The organism is Stieleria sedimenti (assembly GCF_025060895.1).
Taxonomy (GTDB): Bacteria; Planctomycetota; Planctomycetia; order Pirellulales; family Pirellulaceae; genus Stieleria; species Stieleria sedimenti.
The window spans coordinates 1-24,195 of the sequence record NZ_JANZKV010000137.1 but is presented as its reverse complement, the minus strand read 5'-3'; the positions used below and the strand labels follow the sequence as shown (position 1 = coordinate 24,195).

Below are 24,195 nucleotides of genomic sequence, written 5' to 3'. Positions count from 1 at the left end.
TCCCCCTCGGGAACGACGAGGTTTTTTCGTATCATCTGGCCATTCAACTGTGATCCTAACCACCAGGACCGATCGAGCATGTCTGACGACTCCCATTCCTCACCACTCCGTTATCAACGTGTCGTCCTTAAGTTGAGCGGCGAAAGCTTGGCTGATGCTGGGGGCCGTGGAATCAGCAGCCAGGAAATGTCGGATATCGCCGAACAGATCCGCGAGGCGCACAGCAGCGGTTGTCAGATCGCGATCGTCGTCGGCGGCGGCAATATCTTGCGAGGCGCCCAGTTCTCCGGCAGCAACGCGTTGGTTCAAGAGGCGACGGCACACTACATGGGAATGTTGGCGACGGTGATCAATTCGCTCGCCATGCAAGATGCCCTGGAGACACTCGGATTGTCGACGCGGGTGATGTCCGCCGTCCCGATGGACAAGATTGCCGAGACCTTCATCCGCCGCCGTGCGATCCGGCATCTGACCAAGGGCCGGGTGATCATTTTGGCCGCAGGGATCGGAAACCCCTTCGTCACGACCGACACGGCCGCGGCCCAGCGCGCCTTGGAAATCGATGCCGACGTCGTCTTGAAGGCGACGCGCGTCGACGGCGTGTACAGCGACGACCCCGAGAAAAACCCCCACGCCGTGCTGTACGATCAGCTGACCTATCGCGACGTCACCGAAAAACAGCTCCGCGTCATGGACGCCACCGCGATCGCCCTCTGCCAGGAGCACAGTAAACCCATTCTTGTCTTCAACTTCAAGAAGCCGGGCAGTATCGTGCGGGCGATCAGCGGCGAAACGGTCGGAACCTGGATCGGATCGGAGAAGTGATTTCCCGCCAAGCATTGGTGGCTCGAGATCATTCGTCCGCGCAAACAGACCCTCCCCTCGCTACGCTCGACCCTCCCTGGCAGGGAGGGTTTCTTTGGTCGTGTAGATTCCCATGCCCAGGGGGGAGAGACGAAGGGAGGAGACCTCGAACGCGAAATCGCCACGTTCACTCCGATGAAAATCAGACGTCCGGTGCGATCAAATCAGACGCCCGGGGCGCTATCTTGTTCCAGACGGACGACGCCACACGCCGATCTAAAAAAAGCTAGACTCATAATCTGTCGACACCACTCTAACCCCAAGGATGCTCAACATGTCCGCCGAAGAAACCTTGATGGACGCCGAAGAACGTATGGAAAAGGCGATCAGCGTACTGGGCACACAGCTTTCCGGAATTCGTACCGGTCGAGCCACGCCCGGATTGGTTGATTCGCTCAAAGTCGAAGCGTACGGTTCGACGTCGCCGCTGAAGCAGCTCGCTTCGATCGGGACCCCCGAGCCGCAGCAAATCCTGATCCGCCCTTACGATGCCGGCACGATCAAGGATATCGAAAAAGCCATCGTGGGCAGCGACCTGGGGCTGAACCCGCAAAACGACGGTCGCGTCATTCGGCTGAACATCCCCGCGCTCTCGACCGACGTCCGCAAGAAAATGGTTTCGCGGATCAAAGAGCTCGCCGAGGACTCCAAGATCTCCATCCGCAACATCCGTCGCGACGCCAACAAGACGGCGGACCAATTGGAGAAAGACAAGGAGTTGACCGAAGACGATCGCGACAAGCTGAAGAGCGATGTTCAGGATTTGCTGAAAAAGTTCGAAGAGCAAATCAACGAGATGGCCAAGGCACGCGAAGCGGAAGTGATGGAAGCCTAAAGTTTTAGTCGGGATCTACTGAGCCAATGGTGAGCCGCTGACCGTAAGGCCTCGGGCAACGTCGCAGTGCCCGGCCGCTTACGCGTCACGGCTCACAAAAACGACAGACCGTAACATCCTGCTTGCCAATCCGCGACCGATGGTGACGCGATGCGTCACCATCGCAAGCTGGAAGCTTACGCCACCATCGCAAGCTGGAAGCTTACGCCACCATCGCAAGCTGGAAGCTTACGCCACCGCCAGCAAGCTGGAAGCTTGGGGCAGGGTTACAGCGCGGCTGATTTCTTGGGCGCTAGGTCTTTGATCAATCGGCGAATCAGATCATCGACGGTGATCCCATCGGCCTCGGCGGTGAATGTCGGAACGATGCGGTGGCGTAGCACCGGGAACGCCAGTTTTTGCACGTCATCGAGCGTGACGTGGGGGCGGCCGTGCATTAGCGCCCGGGCCTTGGACGCCAGCACCAATTGCTGACTGGCCCGCGGTCCCGGCCCCCACTCGATCCATTCTTTGGCCCAGGGGGCGCAGTTCGGGTCGCTGGGCCGCACCGCGCGGACCGCATCGAGCACCCATTCTTTGACGTGCGGCGGCAAGGGAACGCGTCGCACGGTTTTTTGGAACGCGATGATCTGCTCGCCCGTGACCACGGCTTGGACGGTTGCGTCAAAGGTTGACGTGGTTCGGTCGACGATCTCGGACTCTTCTTCGCGACTGGGGTAGTCGACCACCACGTGGAACAGGAACCGGTCTCGTTGGGCTTCGGGTAGGGGATACGTCCCCTCCTGTTCGATCGGGTTTTGCGTCGCCAAGACGAAGAACGGTTCGTCCAGTTTGTACGTTTTTCCGCCCGCGGTGACCTCGTGTTCCTGCATCGCTTCGAGCAGTGCGGCTTGGGTCTTTGGCGGCGTGCGGTTGATCTCGTCGGCCAACAACATTTGGGTGAACACCGGGCCGCGTTCGAACAGCAATTGACGGCGTCCGGTTTCCGGGTCTTCTTGAATGATGTCGGTGCCCGTGATATCGCCGGGCATCAGATCGGGCGTGAACTGAATGCGGTGAAACTTCAGGTGCATCGATTCGGCGAGCGTGCGAATCATCAGCGTTTTCGCCAGCCCCGGCACACCCTCGAGCAGGCAGTGGCCGCGGGAGAGGATTGCGATCAGCAATTGCTCGATGACGTCTTCCTGGCCGACGACGACACGTCCGACTTGCTGCCGGACCGCCTGGCAGGCTTTGACCAATTCGGCGGCTTTTGCGGCGTCATCTACGGGGTCGGATGCGGTGCCGGATTCGATCGGTGGCGGTTGGACCATAAAACTCACTTTTTGAGAACAGGGATGCGTCCGGATGGACGACATTATTTTAACCGCTGGGGCGACCGCGTGGCCCGGTCGCGACAAACCCGGAACAAATCTTGCCAGGGGGCACGAATTGGCCGTGCCGGGGTTAAACCGGCATCGGAACACGTTATCTTTGGGATATGGCATCGCTTTACGTTGTTCGCGGACGAGATCAGGGAAAGCACTTTGTGCTCGACGGAGATGTCGTGCGCATCGGCCGCGACACGCAAAACGATGTCCAGTTGCTCGATAGCGAAGCTTCACGTCTGCACGCTGAAATTCGGATCGATGCATCCAGTGATTGCCATCTGGTCGATTTGCAGAGCAGCAACGGAACGCAGGTCAATGGAAAACGGATCCGCGACCAAAAACTGCTCAGCGGTGATCGCATCGAGATCGGCAGCACGCTGTTGATTTTCACCGGAACGGGGCAACCTACCGCGATCGAAGCCGCACACGGTGTGGATATCGTGCGGCAAAGCAGCGGTGCCGACGCCAGCCGGATCATTTCGTCGTTGGTCCGTCCCACGTCGCGAACCAGCGGCATCCGCTTGGATCCGGTACGACTGACGGATCAGGTCGCCGAGGCGGTGGCGCCGTTCGAAACCGAACTCTCTCCCTCGTCCGATCCGTCCGACTCCTCGGTCGATTCGGTCGAACCGGTGATGAATACGATCACCGATAGCGATCGCTCACTGGAGGTCATGTATTTGACCGCGCTGGCGGTCGGCCGGACCGACGATCTGGATGAGTTGCTCGATCGGATCTTGCGGTTGGTGTTCGATTGGGTCGACGCCGATCGCGGATGCATCATGCTGCGAGACAACGAAACCAATCAATTGCGACCGGCCGCACGATGCGATCGCCAATCGGCCGACGGTCAGCGCCATGACGAAGCGCCGATCAGCATCAGCAGCACGATCTTGGATTACGTCTTGGACCGTGCCGAGGGAGTCCGGACGAGTGACGCGACCGACGACGCGCGGTTTGACGCCGCGGCATCGATCGTCCAGGGCGGTGTCCGCGAGGCGCTTTGTGTGCCGTTGCAGGGGCGCTACGACATCGTCGGCGCCCTGTACATCGATACCTACACTTCCCCCGGCCAAATCGTTCGACGCGGAAAGACCCACCGTTTCACCGACGAGCACCTGCGGCTGATCACGGCCATCGGGCACCAAGCGGCCTTGGCGATCGAGGACACGTTCTACTACTCCGCGCTGCTGCAAAGCGAACGCCTGGCCGCCATGGGACAAACCATCGCCACGCTCTCGCATCATGTGAAGAACATTCTGCAAGGCATCCGCGGCGGAAGCTATCTGATCGAAGCGGGATTGAAACGTGACGACACCGATGCCGTCCGCCGGGGCTGGGGGATGGTCGATCGGAATCAAGAACGGATCTCCAATCTCGTGATGGACATGTTGACGTTTTCCAAAGAACGTCAGCCACAAAAGGTCGAAGCCGACTTGAACGAGACGGCGGCCGATGTGGTCGAACTGATGGCCAGTCGAGCCGGTGAATCCGCTGTCGAATTGACCTTGCAGACCGATGTCGACATGCCTCCCGCGTTTTTCGATCCTGACGCGATGCATCAGGCGATTCTCAATCTGGTCACCAATGCGATCGATGCCGTCAAAGGCGATCATGAATCGGAATTGCAGGAGCAGAACGAGAACGATCCGCCGGCAACGGTGGGCAAGGTCAAGGTCGAAACCGGGTACGACGATCAAGTGGGCTGGTACATCGATGTGATCGACAACGGACCCGGAGTCTCGCCCGAGGATCGGCAAAAGATTTTTTCGCTGTTCGAGTCGAGAAAAGGGGCGCGGGGAACAGGGCTGGGGTTGCCCGTCAGCGCAAAAATTCTCAAAGAGCACGGCGGAGCGATCGTGATCCTCGATCCGCCCAGCGGCAGCGGATGCTGCTTCCGTTTGCAGTTGCCGCCACCGCCTCGTCAATCGAATGATTGACGGCGACTTTGTTTTTTCTGGCTGAGTTTGGTTTTGGCTTCCTTGCGGCGCCGTTTGCTGCCGAGCGTCGGCCGGGTTTTCTTTCGCTTCTTGGCCGGTTCTCGGCATTCCAGCAGCATTTCGACCAGCCGAAAGCGGGCGTCGGCCAAATTCCGCGGTTGGTCGCGGTAGCGTTCGCTGTGCAAGACCAGCTCGCCGTCCTTGGTGATCCGGTTGGCGTGCCGCGCGATGAAGCGGTTTCGCCAACCCGGATCGATCGCCGTGCATTTTTCCGGTGACCACCGCAGTGTGATCTTGGAATTCACCTTGTTCACGTTCTGTCCGCCCGGACCGCTGCTTCGCGCAGCGCTGATCGCCAATTCCGACGACGGGATCGTCAACCGTTGGTTCACATACAAATCACTCATCAAGCACTCGCATTCGGGGCGTGCGTCAGCATGTCTGGTGCTGCGTCAATGTTTCAACTTAAGGCAACAGGGTCAATGTGACCCGGCGGACGTCCATCACGGATTGGCCGGGGATGTCGATCGCCCGCAAGGTCAGCGGTCCGGTGCCGGTGGGCAGGTCGATCTGGCCGAGTTCCAGCGTTCGGAATTCCTTCATCTGGCTCTCGCCTTTGGGCCGTTCCAGCGTGTCCTGATTCGTGTACAGCGGCGAGTCCCAGCCGGGTGCGACTTTCCCCGTCAGCTTCGAGCCGCTGAAGCTCAGCTGGATCGTCGAGCCGGCATCGGGAACCTTGCAGGTGTAATCAATCGTGACACCATAACGGCCCGCCGTGTTCACCTCGATCAGCCAGACCATGCTGTCGTCGGTGCTGGTCCAATCGACGAAGTACGAGCAGTTGGGGGCTCCGCTGCTGCGTCGGACACCGCCGCGCGGTTCGCCGTCACGGGCCGGCAGCATCGTGATCGGAAATTCACGGTAGCCGACGGTGAAGGGACGAGGATCAATGGATTGGCCGCCCCTCTTTTTATTCGCCGGTTGCCGCGGTGCCGGTGCATCGGTTCCGAACATTTCTTGACGCCAGGCTTCGACCGCTGCGGTCAGTTCCGCCGCGAGTTCGGGTTGCTGTGCATTCACCGGAGTCGTTTGTCCGGGGTCGGCGATCATGTCAAACAAGTTACCTTGGTGGTCCAGGCGATGCGTTTGAGTGCGCACGCTGACTTTGTTCGCCCAGTGGGAGAAATGCCGATGTTCGGTCCAGTCGGTGTTCTGATGATCCGCCGTCGGTTGCATCAACAAGGGTGTCAGATCGCGCCCATCGAGCGGTTTGTCACCGACTCGTTTCACGCCCGCCAGCGATGTCAGGGTCGGCATCAGGTCAATTGCGCCGCAGATCGGTGTGACGGTGTGCCCGGCCGGCAACTTGGCGGGCCATCGGATGTAGCAGACCGATCGCAGTCCGCCTTCGTCGGTGGTGCCTTTGCGGCCCTTCATGCCGCCGGTCCAGCGGTGGCTGTTGGGACCGTTGTCGGAGAAATAAACGACGATGGTGTTGTCATCGATGCCGTGTTCGGCAAGTCGATCGAGCACACGTCCGACGTTCCAATCCTGATTCTCGACCATCGCCAACGCGCAGCGCGTGTGGTCGTCGACCTCCGCCTTGGTGTCGGTCGCACGCTGCGTGATCGGTTTGTCTTTGAAACGCTTCCAATCCTTTTCTGGCGCTGTCCAAGGGGAATGTGGCGTGGTGAAGGGGACGTAACAAACGAAGGGATTGGCTTTGTTTCGATCGATGAAATCCAGGGCGCGATCGGTGCAGACATCGACGATGTATCCTCGGGTGCGGACCATGCGTCCGTTTTCTTCCAACGGTGCGTCAAAGTACTCCCCCCAATGACCGGCGGTGTGGCCGAAGTATTCATCGAAACCGCGGGCCATCGGATGGTAGGGCCATTGGCTGCCGTTGTGCCACTTTCCGAACGCACCGGTCGCGTAGCCCGCTGCGTGGAAGGCATCGGCGATTGTTTTTTCGTCGGGGTCTAGCCGCTCCTTACCCGTCGACACGCCGCTGACGCCGCCACGGGGGTGGTAACGACCGGTCAGAAACTCCGCCCGTGTCGGAGCGCACACTGAGCACACGTAAAATCGGTCCAACGACACACCGCCCTTGGCGATCGAGTCGATGTTGGGGGTGGAGACTTGTCGATTGCCGGACCAGCTGAAATCACCCCAGCCCGCATCGTCGGCGAGGAACACGACCAGATTCGGCGGGGCCGCCAACGAGCCGACTGGCAAAACGAGCAGCGAAAACAGAAACAGCAGTGCGGGCGTGGTAATGGACTTCATCGGGATCCTCAGAGTGAAAGGCAACGAGGATCATACCAACGGCCGATGCGTCCGTGGCCGGTTGGCGAACAGCATCGTCTTAGCGGCAGGGCGCGAGCCCTCCGGTCTTGCAAGCTGTTTTCAGCTACAACCGGACGGCTCGCGGGCTGTCGTTTTTGTGAGCCGCGACGNNCAGCGGCTCACCATTGACTCAGCAGATCCCGACTCAATCGACAGGCCGCTCGCGCCGTTCCGCTAACACGAAGTGGCATCGGACTACGTTTGCCGCCGTCGCTCGGCGCATAAAAATCCCCGGATGGCGTTGGGAAACGCCATCCGGGGATTGTTGCAGGTGACCCCTACGGGACTCGAACCCGTGTCGCCGCCGTGAAAGGGCGGTGTCCTAGACCGCTAGACGAAGGGGCCATGGCGATGAGCAACCTGGGTGACTCATCACTGGGCGGAGTTTTAGCGAAGACCCCGACGAACCGTCAAGGGTTCGTGTCGCCCACTCGGAAAAACGGCGCAATTTTTGCTCGAATCGACGAGCAAGGAAGAAATGACGCACCGTGGTGGGGGCTCGGGGACGGCCACATCAGGCATCTGCTCGGGAGAAAACGCTGCTGAGCCGGTGCTTCGAAGAAAACCTCGTCACCGTGCGAGACACTAAGCGTCGACGGCCGCGTCTCCGGACTCCAAACTTTTCTGAATCGCCTCGTAGACTTCGCGGCGGTGCACGGGGACTTCGCGTGGAGCCTCCACGCCGAGTCGAACCTTGTCGCCACGGATCTCGACAACAACGATCTTGATGTCGTTGTTGATGACAATACTCTCGTTCTTTTTTCGCGATAAAACCAACATTGTTTCAGTCCTTTCGTTGACCGGCCTGATAAATCGAATTGATGCCTACGGGGCGAACCAGCGTCCGACGGGAGGTCATTCGGCAAGATCGCTGTAGGCCGGTTCAATGCGGCGTCACTATTGGGAGGTAGGGACAGCCACTCCTGACAGTCAACTCTAGAACAAAATTAGTATCGGTCAAGGAATTCTGGCTTGACAAAACCCGATTTCTGTCCTTTCCACTCTTCCAGGGGCTCGCCTAACCGTCAAACTCCGCCGTAAAGGGGGTGTTTTGCGCCCCGTATCGCGAACTTCGGTCCCCCCCCGGAGAGTCCACCCGGGGGGGTGAGGTTTCAGGTTTCAGGAAACTTGAAACTTGAAACTTGAAACTTGAAACTTGAAACTTGAAACTTGAAACTTGAAACTTGAAACTTGAAACTTGAAACTTGAAAAAAAAACGCGGCGTGACCCGTTTGGCCACGCCGCGTTTTCGTTTGATCTTGTTCGATCGGTGACCGCTTAGCGGTTGGGATCGAATCCGGTTTGAGCGAACTCTTCTTCCTCTTGGATGATGATCCGTGGGGTGACCATCAGCATCAAGCTGGAGGCGTCGCGTCCGACGGCGACGTTGCGGAACAGTCGGCTGATGTAGGGAATCTTGCTGAGCATCGGAACACCGCGTTCGGTGCGTCCTTCGCTGAGTCGTTTGATTCCGCCGAGCAGGATCGTTCCTCCGTCGGGCACGCTCACCGTCGTGCTGACTTGGGTGAACGCGAAGGTCGGCAACTGGACCGTCGAACCGGAGATGATGTCTTCTTCATCTTCGGTGTCGACCGCATCGTCTTCGTTGACGACGCCGTCGCCGTTGGTGTCTTCTTCGGCGCGGCTGTTTCGTCGTGTCGTTCGCGTTCCTTCAAACGTGAAGGTGTCGACGTCACCGATTTGGCTGAAGAAGGGCACCAAGGTCAGGCGTACGAATCGCTTGTCATCGCTGACGATCCCTTGCACGTTCAACTGGGTGCCTTCGTTGAGGACGACGATCACGGGTTGTTGGGCGACGGCGAAGTCACCGACAACGGGCGTGATACTGGTCACGAAGGGACGCTGGCTCTGGTCGGAGATCGTGGCGATCTGGCCGTCGAACAACGTGACCTTGGGAGCCTGCATCACGTTCGTCCGCTCGTCGCCTTGGGCGGCTTGCAGGAAGAAGAACGCTTCGATGTCGCTGAGGATGGCGAAACCGATCGATGACAGGGCTCCGGGGTCGGGTGCACCGAAGGCCGGGACGACGCCGAAGGATCCGTTGTTGAACGCGATGTCCAAGTCGGCCGTCGGCAATCCAGAGATCCCGTCGAATCCGACGGTGACACTCGGGCCACTGTCGTCATCGGGAAGCGTCTGGACGTTGTCGTCGAACTGGACGTTGAAGTCGACGCCGATCTGTTCAAAGAACGTATCGGAGAGCGTGATGAATCGCACTTCGATCGTGATTTGAAGGTTCTGCAGCGAACGCAGCGATTCGATCAAGTCGACGATCTGGTCGTGAACATCGCTGGTCGTGCTGATGATCAGACTGAGGTTCTGGGGATAGGGAGCCATGGTGCTGTTGCCACCGAGTGCTTCCCAGGTGTCCGGAACGACGGTCGTTTCGATCAGGCTCATCAGCGAATCGAAGTCTGCGAAGGAGCCACCACCACCGCTGCCGTTGGGCGGGTTTTGGGGGCCGAAGCCGCCCTGAGCGCCACCCGGGGCGTATTGGCCGAGCATGTTCGGTGCCATCTTGCTCGGCTGCAAGGCGTTGGCCTGTCGCGAAGCAAGGTCGGTCATTCGGACCGGCATCATCTGCACGTCCATCCGCGGGTTGGTCATTTGATAGGCGGCTCGCAGAGCCCCGGCCAACCCGTCTTCGTAGCTGGACGTGAAGTTCGGGATCGGAGTCACCAAGTCGGCGACCTTGTACACCCGCGTGATCACGTTGGCACGCTTGGCTTCGGCGCTGGTGATTTGCAGCACCTCGTCCTTGATCTCATAGCCCAGATCCAGGGGTTCCAGAATCAGATTCAGGGCGCTCTTGAGTTCGATCTGGTTTTGCAGTTCCAGGGTCACCGGAGTATCGATCTGAACGCGAACCGCTTCCATGGCTCGTTGGTTCATCACGATCGGCATGCCGGTGACTTTCTTCAAGTCTTCGATGACTTCGACCAGCGGGCGTTTGTTGTACTGGACATTGACCGGAGTGCTTAACTGCTGTTTCAGTTTTTGCTCTTGAACGGTGCCGTACAGCGAACCGGTGTCACGGGAACGACGAAGTGTCAATTCGTGCCACGATTGTGGATCACGTCCGAAGGTCATCGGCTGATTGGGATCCAAGCCGTCGGAGAGCGACGCGGAGTACTCGACGTCTTCCAGGCCTTTGTAGACCAGTTCTTCTTTGCCGGCTTGGATGTCCCGCATGATTTGATCGCGAGTGGCGAATCGGCTCTTGTGGAACATCGTCGTCGCGATGGTGGAGCCGGGTTTCAGCTCGCCCACTTGTTTCGCGACCACTTCCGCTTCGGAGTACCGACGTTCGCGGATCAAGTCGTTGAACGTGTTGACCAACCCGGAGATCTCTTCATCGATTTGGGCTTCGCGAGCGGCATCGGTGGCCAACTCGGTTCGGACCGCATCGTTTTGAAGTTCCAACTCGATCGACGCACGATTGGATTCGACGTACTGCTTTTGCTTTTCCAGTTCACGGTCGACCAAACGGGCGAGCGTGCGTTTGCTGGTTTCATCGACGTTGGAACCGTCGACGCGTCGGCGGAGGCGGTTCAGGTTGTCGAGGGCGTCCAGCGGAGCCGATTCTCGGATTTCGGCAGCTTTGGCCATTTCGGCGGTGATCTCTCGATACAGCCGTTGGGTTTGCTCGCGTGATTCCGCATCGGCCTGATCGATCGTGGAAAGCTGTGGCTCGCCGCCGGTCCGCGGCAGTCGGGCCGGTTGCAGCAACGTCAGTTTGTCCTTGAGGCCCTGTCGGGTCGCCAAGTCCAGCTGATCTTCGTACTTCCACGCTTCGACAAAGTTCTTGCGAGCGGTTTCCTGATCGCCGGCTTGAAGCGCCTGCAATCCGGCCTGATACAGCCGGTTCGGATCGGTTCCCGGTTGGCCCAATTCGGTTTGGGGCAACGGCGGGATCGGCGCGCCGAGTGCTTGCACTTGGGCAACGGCTCCGCCGCCGACGTTCTCCAGTCCGGCGTTGGCGTCGGCATTGAACAGCATTTGCTTGATGAAGCCTGCTTCGTCGCTGCCGATTTCCTGTTGACCGCCGGCCAAGGCGATTTGGGAATCCATGGTGCCGGCGCGCTTGGCGGCCGATTCGGCATCCAAGACGAATTGCCACACCTGGGGTGCCGCTTCGGGGGCGTTCAGCGATTGGGCCTGACGTGCCAGACGCAGTGCCGTGGCGGTATCGCCCCGATCCAGCGTAGCGCGTCCGACGGCGATCAATCGCAGTGCTTCACGATGGGCCGCGGGCATGTCCGAGCTGTCGGACGCTGCTGCGGTGGCCAGCGGTGCGGCGTTGATCCCGGTGGACAAACGCTTGGGCGCCGGAGCCGGAACGTTCAGCAGTTCGCCGTCGATTCCGGCGATCTGCAGATCGACACGAAGCCGTGCGACATCGGCCGAAAGGTTCGGATCCGACTTCGCCGCCGCCGAAGCCTGGCGGAAAGCATTGACGGCCATTTCGTACTGGCCGCCGGCCAGCGCGGCGCGAGCCTGCTGGACGAGCTGTTTTCCGCTGGCAGGGCGACTTTCGACCGTCGCGTTGGGCACCCTGTAGCCGGCCGGCAGGGCCGAGCCACCTTGTGCGTAGGAAGGAGCGACAGCAGTTGCCGCACCCGTTTTGTCGTTGGATGGCAGGCTCATGCCTGGCATCGGTAGCTGGGCAGAGACGCTGGACGCCCCTACAAGCCACGCCATTACGGCGCCGCCCCATCGATTGCGATTGAGGCCGAAAAGTTTTTCGTGGCGTTTCAACGCGACACTCCTTCTTCGCGGTGAGACTTCGTTGGATACACATGGAGTTTCCGCCTACGTTCACGAAAACCCATCGTCGGCTTAGCCCCACGGCACGTCTGTCCAACCAATGAGGACCGACCTTTCGCGAGCCCCGGACGGTGACGGACCGCGTCTGGCCGTCGCCATTCGGGCCCCGACGCTTGACCGACCGAAGTGGGCGGAAGTGCCGGGAGCTAATGGACACGGAGCCGGGGATACGGTGTTTTCGATTGCCCTGTCAAGCTCGGCCGAGCCCGGTTTTTGGCTTTTTTTCGAATTGAAACCCCTGTCGGCAGACGTCCAGTGCGACTTGAGCCAAAGCCGAAAAAAAGATCCCCCAATTGCGTCAGTCTGGGGTGTCTAGGTAAGGATCCTGGCCGATTTCACGCTGCATCTTCTTGCGTTCCTTTTCGTGATGTAACAGCACCATCCGGTCGCGAAAGTGCTTCTTTTCCACTTTGCGTTGGGCGCGGCGGAACAGTTTGGCGTAGGAGTCGACCGAATCGGTCAAACTTTCCCCACGGGCTTTCAGCTTCTCGGCTTTGTCCGGTCCCAAGCCGCCTTTGAGAATGTCGTCGTCCAACGACAGGTATTGGCGGTACGAACCCGGGTCGCCCTGGCGTCCACAACGTCCGATCAGCTGGCGGTCGATCCGTGCCGCATCATGCAACTCGGTGCAAATCACGTGCATCCCGCCGAGTTGGACGATCTGGTCGGTGAGTTTGATGTCGGTACCGCGGCCGGCCATGTTGGTGGCCACGGTGACCCGCCCGTGTTGGCCCGCATCGGCGACGATTTCGGCTTCCATCGCGACGTTGTTTGCGTTGAGAACCTGGTGCTCAATGCCGATCTCGTGCAGCATCCGCGACAGCATTTCGCTCTTGTCGATCGAACGCGTTCCGATCAACACCGGGCGACCCGTCTCGTGAATCGTCTTGACCTCATCGACGATCGCTTGAAACTTGGCATCGATCGAGCCGAACACGCGGTCGGCCAGTCGCTTGCGTTTGGGCGGCCGGTTGGTCGGGACCCGCAACACGGGCGTGCGATAGATCCGTTTCAGTTCACGCGCACTGGTCGCCGCGGTTCCGGTCATGCCGGCCAAGTGGTTGTAGCGGAGGAACAGGTCTTGGACCGTGATCCGTGCCGCCTGGCCGGTGGGAACGCTGATCTCGAGATTCTCTTTGGACTCGATCGCCTGGTGGATTCCGTCGCGCCACTTTCGCCCTTCGGCCAGTCGGCCGGTGAATTCATCAACGATCACGATTTCATCCACGCCCTTGTCGTTGGGACGCACGACGTATTGGCGATCGAGCAGGAATTCGCGGAAAACCTTGATCGCCCGCTCGGTGTATTCGTACAGATCGACCAGGCCCATCGTGCGGACCAGATTGCTCTTGGGCAGGGCACGGACTTTCTGCCGGCCCCGCGCGGTCAGTTCGTACTGCTTGGTGTCATCGTCGATCGTGAAGTGATCGTCCAGTTCGTATTCGGGTGCGTGCTCGGAAGCCCAGCGATAGGTTTCCACGATTTGGTCCCGGACGGTGTCTTCCAGGCTGCCGATGATCAGCGGCGTGCGGGCTTCATCGATCAAAATGCTGTCCGCTTCGTCGACCAGGCAGAAGTGCATGCCACGCATGACCGGTTTATCGCCGGAATCGGAGAATCCGCCGCCGCCATCGCCCAACATCTCGGTCTGGATGCGGTTCTGGGCGCGTAACAGCAAACGATCTCTCAGGAAATCGAATCCGAACTCTTTGGCCGTCCCGTAGGTGACCGCGGAGCCATACGATTTGCGTCTGGCCCCTTGGTCGTCGGGCGTCTGGATGATTCCGACGCTGACGCCCAGCAAGTTGTAGATCGGGGTCATCCATTCGGCGTCCCGTTTGGCCAAGTAATCATTGACCGTTGCCAGGTGGGCGCCTTTGCCGACCAGGCAATGCAGGTACAGCGGCAGCGTCGCGGTCAACGTTTTTCCTTCACCGGTCTGCATTTCCGCGATGTGGCTTTCGAACAGCGAAATGCCGCCGATCATCTGGACGTCATAGTGCCGCATGCCGAGCGTTCGCCGGCCGGCTTCGCGAACCAAGGCGTAGGCTTCGGGAAGCAGCTTGGCCAGTTTTTCGCCGGCCATGGCGCGGTACCGCAGCGCCAACGACCGTTTGCGAAGGTCGTTGTCGGACTCCGGTTGCAGCGTCGGTTCGAGCTCGTTGATTTCGGTGAGCATCCGCTTCCAACGCACCATTTTGGGGTGGAAACCGCCACCGGAAAAGATCGACATCGACTTGGTGCCGACCGACTGAAAACGCTCCGGGGCGATGGTGGCCGGGGGCGTTCCGGCGTCGCCGCGGGCATTGTCAGCGTCGCCTCGGGGCTTGTCGGCGGGAATGATTTCGGTCGCTCGGACGACCTTTCGTTCGGCCGGCTCGATCGGCCCGGGTTCGGGATCCGCTGCGGTCGCGGTGTTCGACTGGGGTTCGGCGATCGTATCGCGGCTTCCGGTGGGAGGCTCGATTTGGGTGTCCACGGAATCGGTCGGATCGGGCTGGCGGCTCGATCTGGCGTCGTTTTGGCCGGGGTCTTGGTCGGTCATCGAGCTATTTGGGGGACCAATTTGCGAAAAGATTTAGCAAACGCAGAGTGCTTGGGGAGCTTTGCGAACCCCAGTCTACCGCTCAAAACGCTGTTTTTCCCGCACTTTGGAAAGTCCAGGCAGTTTGAGTGTTGAAGTTGGGAGGGATACGCCGACTTTAAGCACCATAAGGGACGTTCTCGATCTAACGCTCGTTTCCGTCGATCGTCTTATACCAGTCGTTCCAGTAATCCCGGACTGCGCGAGACTACAATAATGAAGAAAAACTTTCGAGGCATGACCCTGGCAGCGCTGTTGCTGTCCGCCTCAGCGTCGGCCCAGGCTGACAACAATCAGTATGTCCCCGCCAACGATTCCCCACAAGCATTCGTCGGCGATGTCGCCTCCGATGCCCCGGTGCACGTTGGTTCCCCGTTTGCAGCTCCCGTAGCACCGATCAGCGATTACGCCCCGGTGACCGTCGGTGATCTGCAGCCTGCCGGCTTCTTTGACGGCGGATTGAAGCGAGCGATCGGCGGTTGCGATAGTTGCGACAGCCCCGGTTGCGATGGTGTCGGCTGCGACAGCATGTGTGGCAGCAAGGGCGGCGGCTTAGCCGGCCTGCTCAACCTGTGCGGCAAGGACGGCTGGATGCGTGCCGAAGCGATGTTGATGTTCCATGCCGAGCGACAAGCGCCACCACTGGTGACCTCTGCCGCGCCCGGTGTGTTTCCCGTCTTGCCGGCAGCCACCGTGGAGTTCGGTGACGATCTCGATGGCGGCCTTTCCGGCGGCATTCGCACGGACGTGGGACGCTACCTGACCGACAGCTTCGGCATCGGCGGACGCGCTCTGTGGATCGGCGAAAACGGCGACGATTACTCCGCCAGCGGTGACCAAACCGATGCGGCGGCCCGTTCGCTCGGCCGTCCCTACTACTTCGTTCCCCGGTTCAACCCGGGCACCGCACAAGAGGACTCGGTCATCATCAGTCAACAGAACTTGTTCACCGGCAATGTCCAAGCGGAATACGCAACGGACTTGTTCATGGCCGATGGTTATGCCCGGATGACGTTCTGCCACAACAAGTCATCGCGTCTGGAGTTCATCGCCGGTTACACCTACGCCGAACTGGACGACATGATCTCGATCGCAAGCTTCAGAAGTGACACCAATGCGGGGACGAACCCGAACCTCGCCGGAACGGCCTTCGCCAGCTTGTTCGACACCGAAAACCGCTTCAACGGTGGTCAACTCGGTTTTGAATCGATGGTCGCTCGCGGACGTTGGACGGCCCGAGCTCTGACCAAGGTTCACTTGGGGAACATGGAGCAAACGGTCCGCAAGGTCGGCACGACGACCGACTTTCTGGCCAACGCAGCGATCTCGACGCAGAATTCGAGCGTCCTGATCAACGACGAACAGGGAACGCAAACGCAAGATGTGTTCACGTTCATTCCCGAAATGGACTTCACCATCGGTTACCGGTTCCGCGACCACGTCTCGTTCACCGTCGGCTACACGTTCTTGTACTTCGACAACGTGGCGATGGCGGGCGACCAGATCAATCGCAATCGTGACACCGGCAACATCGGTGCCAACGTGACGCCGGTCGCCTACGACATCGTCGAAGGCAGCCACTGGGTCCAAGGGGTCAGCCTGGGCGCGTCGATCGACTATTGAGCCGCGGAGAATCATATCGGCCGGTTGGAAGCTCTTTGCGTCATCCGGGATCACAAAGACTCTTCGCGTACCGAACCGATTGAACGATCTAGATCAAACGCGTGGTCAAACCGACCACGCGTTTTTTTTTGCGCGCGGCGTCCTTGTTTCCAAGCTCCGCCTGGGAACACACTTTGAGGGAGGCTCCCGCCGCCTGGCGGGCTGTCGATTGAGTCGGGATCTGCGGAGTCAATGGTGAGCCGCTGGCCGTAAGGCCTCGGGCAGCGTCGCAGTGCCCGGCCGCTTACGCGTCGCGGCTCACAAAAACGACAGCCCGCTGGCCGGGATCCGCGTGTGGCGGAGCCACACCGGCCGCTCGTCCCAAGGCGGAGCCTTGGAACGAGCTACGAGTTAGCCGTGGCGCAAGCAAGATGCCTACTCTACGAGCGCGATCGCTTGGTGGATGGCCTTGGACGTCGCCGCACAGGCTTCGTCGTTGTCCAGCTTGTTGAGGGCTTGATTGAAAGGTTCGGCGCGAACCGGACCGTCATAACCGACGTCGATCAGGGCCTGCAGGAAAGACTTCACGTCGATGACTCCCGTCGCCGCCGGCAATTCACGTCGGTTGTCGATCTGTTCGTCGACCGCCAGCCCCGCGGGCGCATCATTCAAGTCACAGCCGACGATCTGCCGTGCATTCAACGAGCGGATGTCGTCGGCGGTTTCGCCGGCGGTGTACCAATGCCAGGAATCGAGCACGAACCCCATGTTGTCCATGCCGATGGCCGAATGCAGTTCCGCCGTTTCGCGCATGGTGTAAAGGAACGGGAATCGTTTGGAGTTACGCAACGTCGAGGTGCCGACATACTCCAGCCCCAATCGCAGCCCGTGGTCGTTTAGGATCTTGGCGCACTCGCGGAGCCGATCGGCGTGTTGTCGGAAGTTGGCGTCGTAGCTCAGTTCGTCGTGGCACGGCGAGATCCAGGTGCCCATTCGGTCGACACCGGCGCGACGCAGCGCCGCGGCTAGAGCGGGCAAGGCGGCGAGATCACTTTTGAATTTTGCCTCATCCTTGCGAAAATCGACGGGCAGCCCCGAGGAGCCCCAGACCAGCCCTTTCGCTTTCAAGTCGCCGACCAACGCTTCGCTTTCGGCATCGGACAGCTTGGCCAAGTCATGAGGTGCCGCGGCGACGGACTCAAAGCCATGTTTTGCCGCCAACTCGATCGCTTCGTTCTGGTTCGCCTTGACGCCGATGCTGCCCCAGCGAAGGTCAACGGTGAACTTGCGTTTCGACTCGGACAAGGCCAGCGCGGGAGAACAGGCCGCCAGGGAGAATGCTCCGGCCGAGGCCGCAATGACATCGCGTCGAGAAAGTTTCATCAATCATCCGCCAATGGAGTGTGAAGGTGGGATCGGCTCGCGCTAACGGCAGGCCGCGCATCGTCTTGGTCGAACCGATGACAACTAGTCTAACACCGATTGACTGGCAGGGGCGGATCGCGAAATCGACCGCGCCTCCTTACACTGAGCAAAAATGCGAACCGGACACTGAGCAAAAATGCGAACCGGAACGGAAACCACTCATGATACTCATTGCGACCGACGAAGCCGGGTACGGCCCCAAACTGGGGCCGCTGGTCGTGTCGGCTTCCGCCTGGAAACTTGCAGTCGGTGAGGCCAGCCCGGGCGATCTTCTAGAAGCCTTTGCGGCCGTCGCCAAGCCCGTGACCGTGTCCGGCGGGCGGATCGTCGTCAATGATTCCAAAGCCGTGTTTCAACCACGATCGGTCACCAAGCAATCCGGCGGCTATGGCAAACTGGAGTGCGTCACGCTGGGCGGAGCCCGGTGGTGTGGTTTGGCCACCGAACGTTTGGACCTTGTCGATGATCTGGCGGCAGACGACCGGGACTCGATCGGTGCATCACCCTGGCTTGCGGGGTTGCTGGAACAGACGATCGACACGGGATCGGCGAGTCCGCTGGTCACGGCGTGGCAATCGGGTCCGGCACAGCTGGCCGGAATGAAAACGCGCGTGATCACCGCCGCCGCCTTCAATCGGTCGTGCCGCGGCGGAGCGAACAAGTCGGACCTGTTGTCACAAACCACGTTAGAGCTTGTGAAGTCTCTGCTGGACGAGCTTGCGATCGCTCCCGACGAACAGGTCGCGGTGTTTTGCGATCGGCATGGCGGACGCCGCTATTACGCCGGCCCCTTGCAAACGGTCTTCGACGGTACGCTGATTCGTGTCAGCGCAGAATCGAAAGACGAAAGCCGCTATGCGGTGCCCTACCGTGACGGCGAGTTCACGATCCGCTTCACGGTCAAGGGCGATTCCTTCACGCCGGTGGCGTTTTCGTCGATGGTCGCCAAGTACCTCCGGGAAAAGGCGATGGAATCGTTCAACGCGTACTTCGCCTGCCTGGCACCACAACCGCTTCGCCCCACCGCGGGTTACCCCGTCGATGCGGATCGTTTTTTGCAAGACGTCGACACGATCGTCCGAGAGCAGAACATCGACTTGGCCACGTTGGTGCGTTCGCGGTAGCAGGAACATCGTTTAGCGGCAGGGCGCAAGCCCTCCGGTCCTTCGCGCCGCCCGGGCGGCGTCACCGGACGGCTCGCGCCGTTCCGCTACCATGATCAGTGGCGGTGTCACCGGACGGCTCGCGCCGTTCCGCTACCATGATCAGTGGCGGCGTCACCGGACGGCTTGCGCCGTTCCGCTACCATCATCAGTGCCAAACGGAAAGGCCATTGACCGCGACCCCCTCCGGGATACAGCACGACGTCCCCGGCATCGGCATCCCCCACTCACTCACGTCGCCGAAACCCTTCGCCGCCTTGCAGGGTTGCGCGCAGGTGGTTGCGGCAGGTGGTCGCGAACTCGGCCACGGCGGCGGTTCGGTAGTCGGGGTAGGTCCAACGATGGTGCACCCATTGTTTGGCCGTGTACGTCAGCGTGATCTCGCCGAACATCCCGTCGCGCAGGTAAACGCGATGATCACGGTCCTTCGTCGTCGCCAGGACCAGCTTGGCCTGGGTGATGTAGCCGGGATCCAGGTTCAACGGGCGTGCGGGACCGGACTCCGCTGCAGCGACCTGCGTTTCCAAGCTGTTGGTCCAATGTTTCCAATCGGCCAGTTCAGCGGCGTCACAGGGCTGCCGAAAACCGATCAGTTCCTTTCGCAAGTGCTCGCCCATCGATCCGGCGTAGTAACCGCCGGCTTCGAACGGCAGGGGGTCGGCATGATGAAAAATCTCACCCCATTGGCTTTCCAATGTCTCGATCGCCCGCCGCCGAATCAGGGCGTCGCCAGAAATCACCGCACAAAACCGAATCACCGGTTCAACGTATAGCACCTCGGCCACAAGTCGTCTCTCGTCTAGAATCTGCCCAGCTTCGTTTCGACGTGACGTCTGACGCCGCGTCCCCACCGATTTCCCAGAGCATAGCAGAACCATGCATCCTTGGATCGCCGATCGCACCACGACCTTTGACGCCAGCGGGATTCGTAAAGTCTTTGATTTGGCGGCCAAGTTAAAAGACCCGATCAATCTGTCGATCGGACAACCGGACTTCGATGTCCCCGAGTCGATTCAAGAGGCGGCGATCGATGCGATCCGCGGCGGCAAGAACGCCTACTCGCCGACACAAGGCATCGGGCCCTTGCGGTCGGCTCTGCAGCAAGAAATCGACTCACGGTACGGCCACGACGATCGCGAGGTATTCGTCTGCAGCGGGACCAGCGGCGGGCTGATGCTGTCGATGCTTTCGATGATCAATCCGGGCGACGAAGTGATCTACTTGGACCCGTTCTTCGTGATGTACCCGGCGTTGTTGAAGATGTGCGGCGGGGTCGCGGTGCCGATCGATTCGTATCCCAGTTTCCAGCTCGATCCCGACGCGATCGCGGCGGCGGTGACGCCCAACACAAAAATGATTTTGCTGAACAGTCCGGCCAACCCGACGGGGGTCACGGCGACGGCCGAGCAGCTCGAAGCGGTCGCCCGATTGGCCGCCGAGAAAAACATCGCGTTGATTTCGGACGAGATTTACTCGCGGTTTCATTACGACGACGCATTCGTTTCACCGGCTCAGTTCAACCCCGACACGATCGTGATCGACGGGTTCAGCAAAAGCCACGCGATGACGGGCTGGCGCGTCGGCTACGTTCATGGTCCCGGCGAAGTGATCGCGACGATGTTGAAGATCCAACAGTACTCGTTCGTCTGCTCGCCCCAACCGGCCCAGTGGGGCGCGTTGCGGGCGATGGAAGTCAACCTGCAGGGCCACATCGACGACTATCGCAAGAAACGTGATTTGATCTGCGACGGATTGGCCGAGCGATTCGAATTCACGCGTCCCGGCGGCGCGTTTTACCTGTTCCCCAAGGCTCCCGGCGACGCGGGCGGCGAAGCGTTCGTCCACAAGGCGATCGAACGGGGCTTGTTGATCATTCCGGGAAAGATTTTCAGCGCCCGGGACAGTCATTTCCGGATCAGTTTCGCGGCTTCGGACGAAACGATCGCCAAGGGCGTGGCGATGCTGAATCAGCTGGCCGACGAGGCTTGAGGCCAGTCCCCTTCCGAGATTCCCGTCTCTGAACGAAACTACAGGGCGTTCCCTTCACACCACCGGTCTCCCGAACCCCCCATCGAAACATCATGAAACATGTCATCGTCATCCCGGACGGATGCGCGGACGAACCGATCGAGGCGTTGGGAGGAAAAACACCGCTGCAAGCAGCCTCGGTTCCGGCCATGGACCGGATCGCGGCGACCGGGGCCAGTGCCCTGTCCAACAACACTCCGGCACACCTGCCCGCCGGCAGTGAAGTGGCCAATTTGTGCCTGTTCGGATACGACCCGGACCAGTACTTCACCGGGCGGGCACCGTTGGAAGCGGCCGCCAGCGGGATCACGCTGGGGAAGCATGATTTTGCCGTCCGCTGCAACCTGGTGACGATCGAAGACCAGATCATGGTGGACTTCACCGCCGATCACATCAGCACCGAAGAGTCCCGGCAATTGCTGGCCGCCGCCGGTGAGGCGCTGCTGGGGTCCGAAGGCGGCCGTTTTGAATTTGTCCCCGGCGTCAGCTATCGGAACTTGTTGATCTACCGCGGCGACGAGCACACCCCGGCTCCGTTTTCATCGGAGACGCGTTCGACCGCGCCCCACGATCTGACCGACCTGTCCGTAACCGATGATTTTCCACGCGGCCCCGGCAGCGATCTGCTGGTGCGACTGATGAACGGTTCAGCCGACGTGTTCGCCGATCATCCGGTCAATCAGGCCCGACAAGCCGCCGGCAAACGCCCCGCGACCCACGTCTGGTTGTGGGGCTTGGGCGGGGCACCGGCGATGCCCACCTTCGAAGAACGGTTTGGCGTTCGTGGCGCGATGATCACGGCAGTGGACCTGTTGCGCGGGATCGCAGCGCTGGTCGGATGGCCGCGGATCGAAGTCGAAGGGGCGACCGGATATTTGGACACCGATTACGCGGCCAAGGGTGCCGCGGCGATCGAGGCGCTCGACCAGTACGACCTGGTCTGCGTGCACGTCGAAGCGCCCGACGAAGCGTCCCATGAAGGACGTCACGACGCCAAGATCGAAGCGCTCGAGCAGATCGATCGGCACATCGTCGGGCCGCTTGCCGAGGCGCTCGCGGGATACGGCGACCATCGGATTCTGGTCACGCCGGATCACCCGACCTTTTGCAGCACCAAAAAACACACCCACGGCATGGTCCCATTGGTCATGGCCGGGACGGGAATCGAATCGGATTCGCAAACGACCTATGACGAAATCGCAGCCGCTGCGGCTGGGCGTCGCTTTGACCACGGCTGGGATTTGATGGATGCGTTCATCTGCCGCTAGTGATCACTCCACCGCATTATTCTAAACCACACCCCATGTCTCTGATTGTTCAAAAATTCGGCGGTACAAGCGTCGCCGACGTCGAAAAGATCCGCGCCGCGGCGCGGAAGGCCATTCGTGCCCAACGCCAAGGCCATCGTGTTGTGATGGTCGTCAGTGCGATGGGAAAGAACACCGACCGGTTGTTGGAATTGGCTCAAGAAGTCGGCCCCAATCCGCCGGCGCGTGAAATGGACATGTTGCTCAGCACCGGCGAACAGGTCAGTGTCGCCCTGGTCGCCATGGCGATCAACGCGTTGGGCAGCGAAGCGGTCAGTTTGACCGGCGGCCAGATCGGGATGCAGACCGACAGCAGTTTCAGCAAAGCTCGGATTCGTTCGATTTCCACCGAACGCATCGAACGGTTGCTGGACGAAGGCAAGATCGTCGTGGCCGCCGGTTTCCAAGGGATCGACAACGACCTGAACATCACCACGCTCGGACGCGGCGGCAGCGACACGACCGCGGTCGCACTGGCCGCGGTGCTGAAAGCCGACGCCTGTGAAATTTACACCGACGTGGACGGCGTTTACACGACCGACCCGAGGCTGCTGCCCGAAGCACGTCGCGTCGATGTGATCAGTTATGACGAGATGCTGGAACTGGCCAGCCTGGGCGCCAGCGTGATGCACAACCGCAGCATCGAGTTCGCGAAAAAATTCGGTGTGCCGATTCATGTCCGGAGCAGTTTTTCGGACACCGAGGGAACGATGATCGTCACCGAGCAGGAGTCCGCGACGGCACCGGTCAGCGGAGCGGCGATGACTCCCGACGAAGCCCGCGTGACGATTCTCGGTGTTCCCGATGTCCCCGGCATGAGCTTGCAGATTTTCTCGGCGATCGCGGACAAAAAGATCGCCGTGGACATGGTGGTGCAAAACATCGGCGACGGTGGCAAGGCGGACGTTTCCTTCACCGTCCGACGTGATGACCTGCAGGCAACCCTGTTGGCGCTCGCGCCGGTCATCGAGGCGATCGGTGTGGAAGGCGTGACCCACGATGATCACGTCAGCAAGATTTCCGTCGTCGGGGCGAACATGCCCGATCAAGCCGGTGTGGCAAGCGAAATGTTTCGCGCCCTGGCCGGTGCGGGCGTGAACATCCAGATGATCACCACCAGCGAAATCAAAATCAGTGCCTTGGTGCCGCGTGACCAGGCATCGCTCGCGCTCCGCGCCGTCCACGAGGGATTCAAGCTGCACGTCAAACCCGATGACGCCAAATCGTGGAGCCAGATCAAGGCCGATCGGGAAGCGGGCGTCGAAGTCGAAACGTTGCTCAGCCGGCTCCGCGATGATGCGCTCGAAGCGTTGACCTTGACCGGCATTTCCGTGCTCGATCACCAGGCTCGGGTGACGTTGATGGGTGTCCCCGACCGACCGGGAATCGCGGCAGACATGTTCGAACGCATCGGCGCCGCAGGCATCTCGGTCGACATGATCGTCCAGGGATATGACGGCGAAGACGGATCGACCAGCGTCAGTTTTACCGTCCCTCAAGACGCCCTGGACGCGAGTCTGAAAGTCGCCGAAGAAATCGCCGCCTCGCACGGCATGCGAGGCGTGCAAGGCGTCCGCGAAATCGCCAAGGTAACCGTCTGCGGGATTGGACTCCGCAGCCACACCCATGTTGCCACCCTGCTGTTCGAAACGCTGGCCGACGCGGACATCAACGTCGACATGATCAGCACCAGCGAATTGCAGGTCAACGCCGTGATCAGCAGCGACGCCGCCGACACCGCCAAACGTGGTTTGGAAAAGGTGTTCGCCGGGTCGTTGGGCTAGGGAGAGACGACGGGTTGGATCCTAGGGGCGGTGGCAGAATGATGGGTGGCAGAATGATGGGTGGCAGAATGATGGGTGGCGGGTGCGCCGGGATAA

16 protein-coding genes and 1 tRNA gene are annotated in these 24,195 nt (G+C 60.3%); 8 read left to right on the top strand and 9 right to left on the bottom strand.

The annotated features are described in order from the left end of the window. The first annotated feature begins 78 nt into the window (after positions 1-78). Positions 79-825 (top strand): UMP kinase, encoded by a 747-nt coding sequence (gene pyrH / locus NZK35_RS17390; protein WP_259633802.1) that lies wholly within the window; start codon positions 79-81, stop codon positions 823-825. A 313-nt stretch (positions 826-1,138) separates the two neighbouring features. After that, positions 1,139-1,699, top strand: coding sequence for a ribosome recycling factor (gene frr, locus NZK35_RS17385; protein WP_095742261.1), 561 nt, complete (start codon positions 1,139-1,141; stop codon positions 1,697-1,699). Between the two features lie 266 nt (positions 1,700-1,965). Here the strand turns inward: frr and NZK35_RS17380 are convergent, their stop codons facing one another. Then, on the bottom strand, positions 1,966-3,012 hold the full coding sequence (locus NZK35_RS17380; RefSeq protein WP_259633801.1) for an AAA family ATPase: 1,047 nt from the start codon (positions 3,010-3,012) through the stop codon (positions 1,966-1,968). 167 nt (positions 3,013-3,179) lie between these two features. Here NZK35_RS17380 and NZK35_RS17375 point away from each other — a divergent pair, with 167 nt between their 5' ends. Continuing rightward, positions 3,180-5,009, top strand: a complete 1,830-nt coding sequence (locus NZK35_RS17375) for an ATP-binding protein (RefSeq protein ID WP_259633800.1) — start codon at positions 3,180-3,182, stop codon at positions 5,007-5,009. Here NZK35_RS17375 and arfB read toward each other — a convergent pair. From arfB to NZK35_RS17345, 6 genes are all read right to left on the bottom strand, one after another. After that, the gene (gene arfB / locus NZK35_RS17370) at positions 4,994-5,416 is read right to left on the bottom strand and encodes an alternative ribosome rescue aminoacyl-tRNA hydrolase ArfB (RefSeq protein WP_145389538.1); all 423 of its coding nucleotides are present in this window, start codon (positions 5,414-5,416) and stop codon (positions 4,994-4,996) included. The two genes, NZK35_RS17375 and arfB, sit on opposite strands and share 16 nt — an antisense overlap. A gap of 58 nt (positions 5,417-5,474) precedes the next feature. Next, positions 5,475-7,298 carry a sulfatase-like hydrolase/transferase gene (locus NZK35_RS17365; RefSeq protein WP_259633799.1) on the bottom strand — a complete coding sequence of 608 codons (1,824 nt, stop codon included), beginning with the start codon at positions 7,296-7,298 and terminating at the stop codon, positions 5,475-5,477. Between the two features lie 332 nt (positions 7,299-7,630). Further along, positions 7,631-7,703: transfer RNA gene (locus NZK35_RS17360), tRNA-Glu, on the bottom strand. Positions 7,704-7,943: 240 nt separating this feature from the next. Further along, positions 7,944-8,138 carry a carbon storage regulator CsrA gene (gene csrA, locus NZK35_RS17355; RefSeq protein ID WP_095742250.1) on the bottom strand — a complete coding sequence of 65 codons (195 nt, stop codon included), beginning with the start codon at positions 8,136-8,138 and terminating at the stop codon, positions 7,944-7,946. A gap of 498 nt (positions 8,139-8,636) precedes the next feature. Next, positions 8,637-12,026 (bottom strand): type II secretion system protein GspD, encoded by a 3,390-nt coding sequence (locus NZK35_RS17350; protein WP_259633798.1) that lies wholly within the window; start codon positions 12,024-12,026, stop codon positions 8,637-8,639. A 478-nt stretch (positions 12,027-12,504) separates the two neighbouring features. Continuing rightward, positions 12,505-14,439, bottom strand: coding sequence for a preprotein translocase subunit SecA (locus NZK35_RS17345; RefSeq protein ID WP_259633811.1), 1,935 nt, complete (start codon positions 14,437-14,439; stop codon positions 12,505-12,507). A gap of 567 nt (positions 14,440-15,006) precedes the next feature. Between NZK35_RS17345 and NZK35_RS17340 the strand changes: the two genes are divergently transcribed. Beyond that, positions 15,007-16,413 carry a BBP7 family outer membrane beta-barrel protein gene (locus NZK35_RS17340; protein WP_259633797.1) on the top strand — a complete coding sequence of 469 codons (1,407 nt, stop codon included), beginning with the start codon at positions 15,007-15,009 and terminating at the stop codon, positions 16,411-16,413. 414 nt (positions 16,414-16,827) lie between these two features. Here the strand turns inward: NZK35_RS17340 and NZK35_RS17335 are convergent, their stop codons facing one another. Then, positions 16,828-17,775: a sugar phosphate isomerase/epimerase family protein gene (locus NZK35_RS17335; protein ID WP_259633796.1), complete on the bottom strand. Its 948-nt coding sequence runs from the start codon at positions 17,773-17,775 to the stop codon at positions 16,828-16,830. 203 nt (positions 17,776-17,978) lie between these two features. Between NZK35_RS17335 and NZK35_RS17330 the strand changes: the two genes are divergently transcribed. Then, positions 17,979-18,941 (top strand): hypothetical protein, encoded by a 963-nt coding sequence (locus NZK35_RS17330; protein ID WP_259633795.1) that lies wholly within the window; start codon positions 17,979-17,981, stop codon positions 18,939-18,941. Positions 18,942-19,207: 266 nt separating this feature from the next. Here the strand turns inward: NZK35_RS17330 and NZK35_RS17325 are convergent, their stop codons facing one another. After that, positions 19,208-19,765: a DUF4416 family protein gene (locus tag NZK35_RS17325; RefSeq protein WP_259633794.1), complete on the bottom strand. Its 558-nt coding sequence runs from the start codon at positions 19,763-19,765 to the stop codon at positions 19,208-19,210. Between the two features lie 91 nt (positions 19,766-19,856). Here NZK35_RS17325 and NZK35_RS17320 point away from each other — a divergent pair, with 91 nt between their 5' ends. From NZK35_RS17320 to NZK35_RS17310, 3 genes are all read left to right on the top strand, one after another. After that, the gene (locus NZK35_RS17320) at positions 19,857-20,969 is read left to right on the top strand and encodes a pyridoxal phosphate-dependent aminotransferase (RefSeq protein ID WP_259633793.1); all 1,113 of its coding nucleotides are present in this window, start codon (positions 19,857-19,859) and stop codon (positions 20,967-20,969) included. Between the two features lie 92 nt (positions 20,970-21,061). Next, the gene (locus NZK35_RS17315; RefSeq protein ID WP_259633792.1) at positions 21,062-22,276 is read left to right on the top strand and encodes a cofactor-independent phosphoglycerate mutase; all 1,215 of its coding nucleotides are present in this window, start codon (positions 21,062-21,064) and stop codon (positions 22,274-22,276) included. 35 nt (positions 22,277-22,311) lie between these two features. Then, positions 22,312-24,099: an aspartate kinase gene (locus NZK35_RS17310; protein WP_259633791.1), complete on the top strand. Its 1,788-nt coding sequence runs from the start codon at positions 22,312-22,314 to the stop codon at positions 24,097-24,099. Positions 24,100-24,195 lie beyond the last annotated feature (96 nt).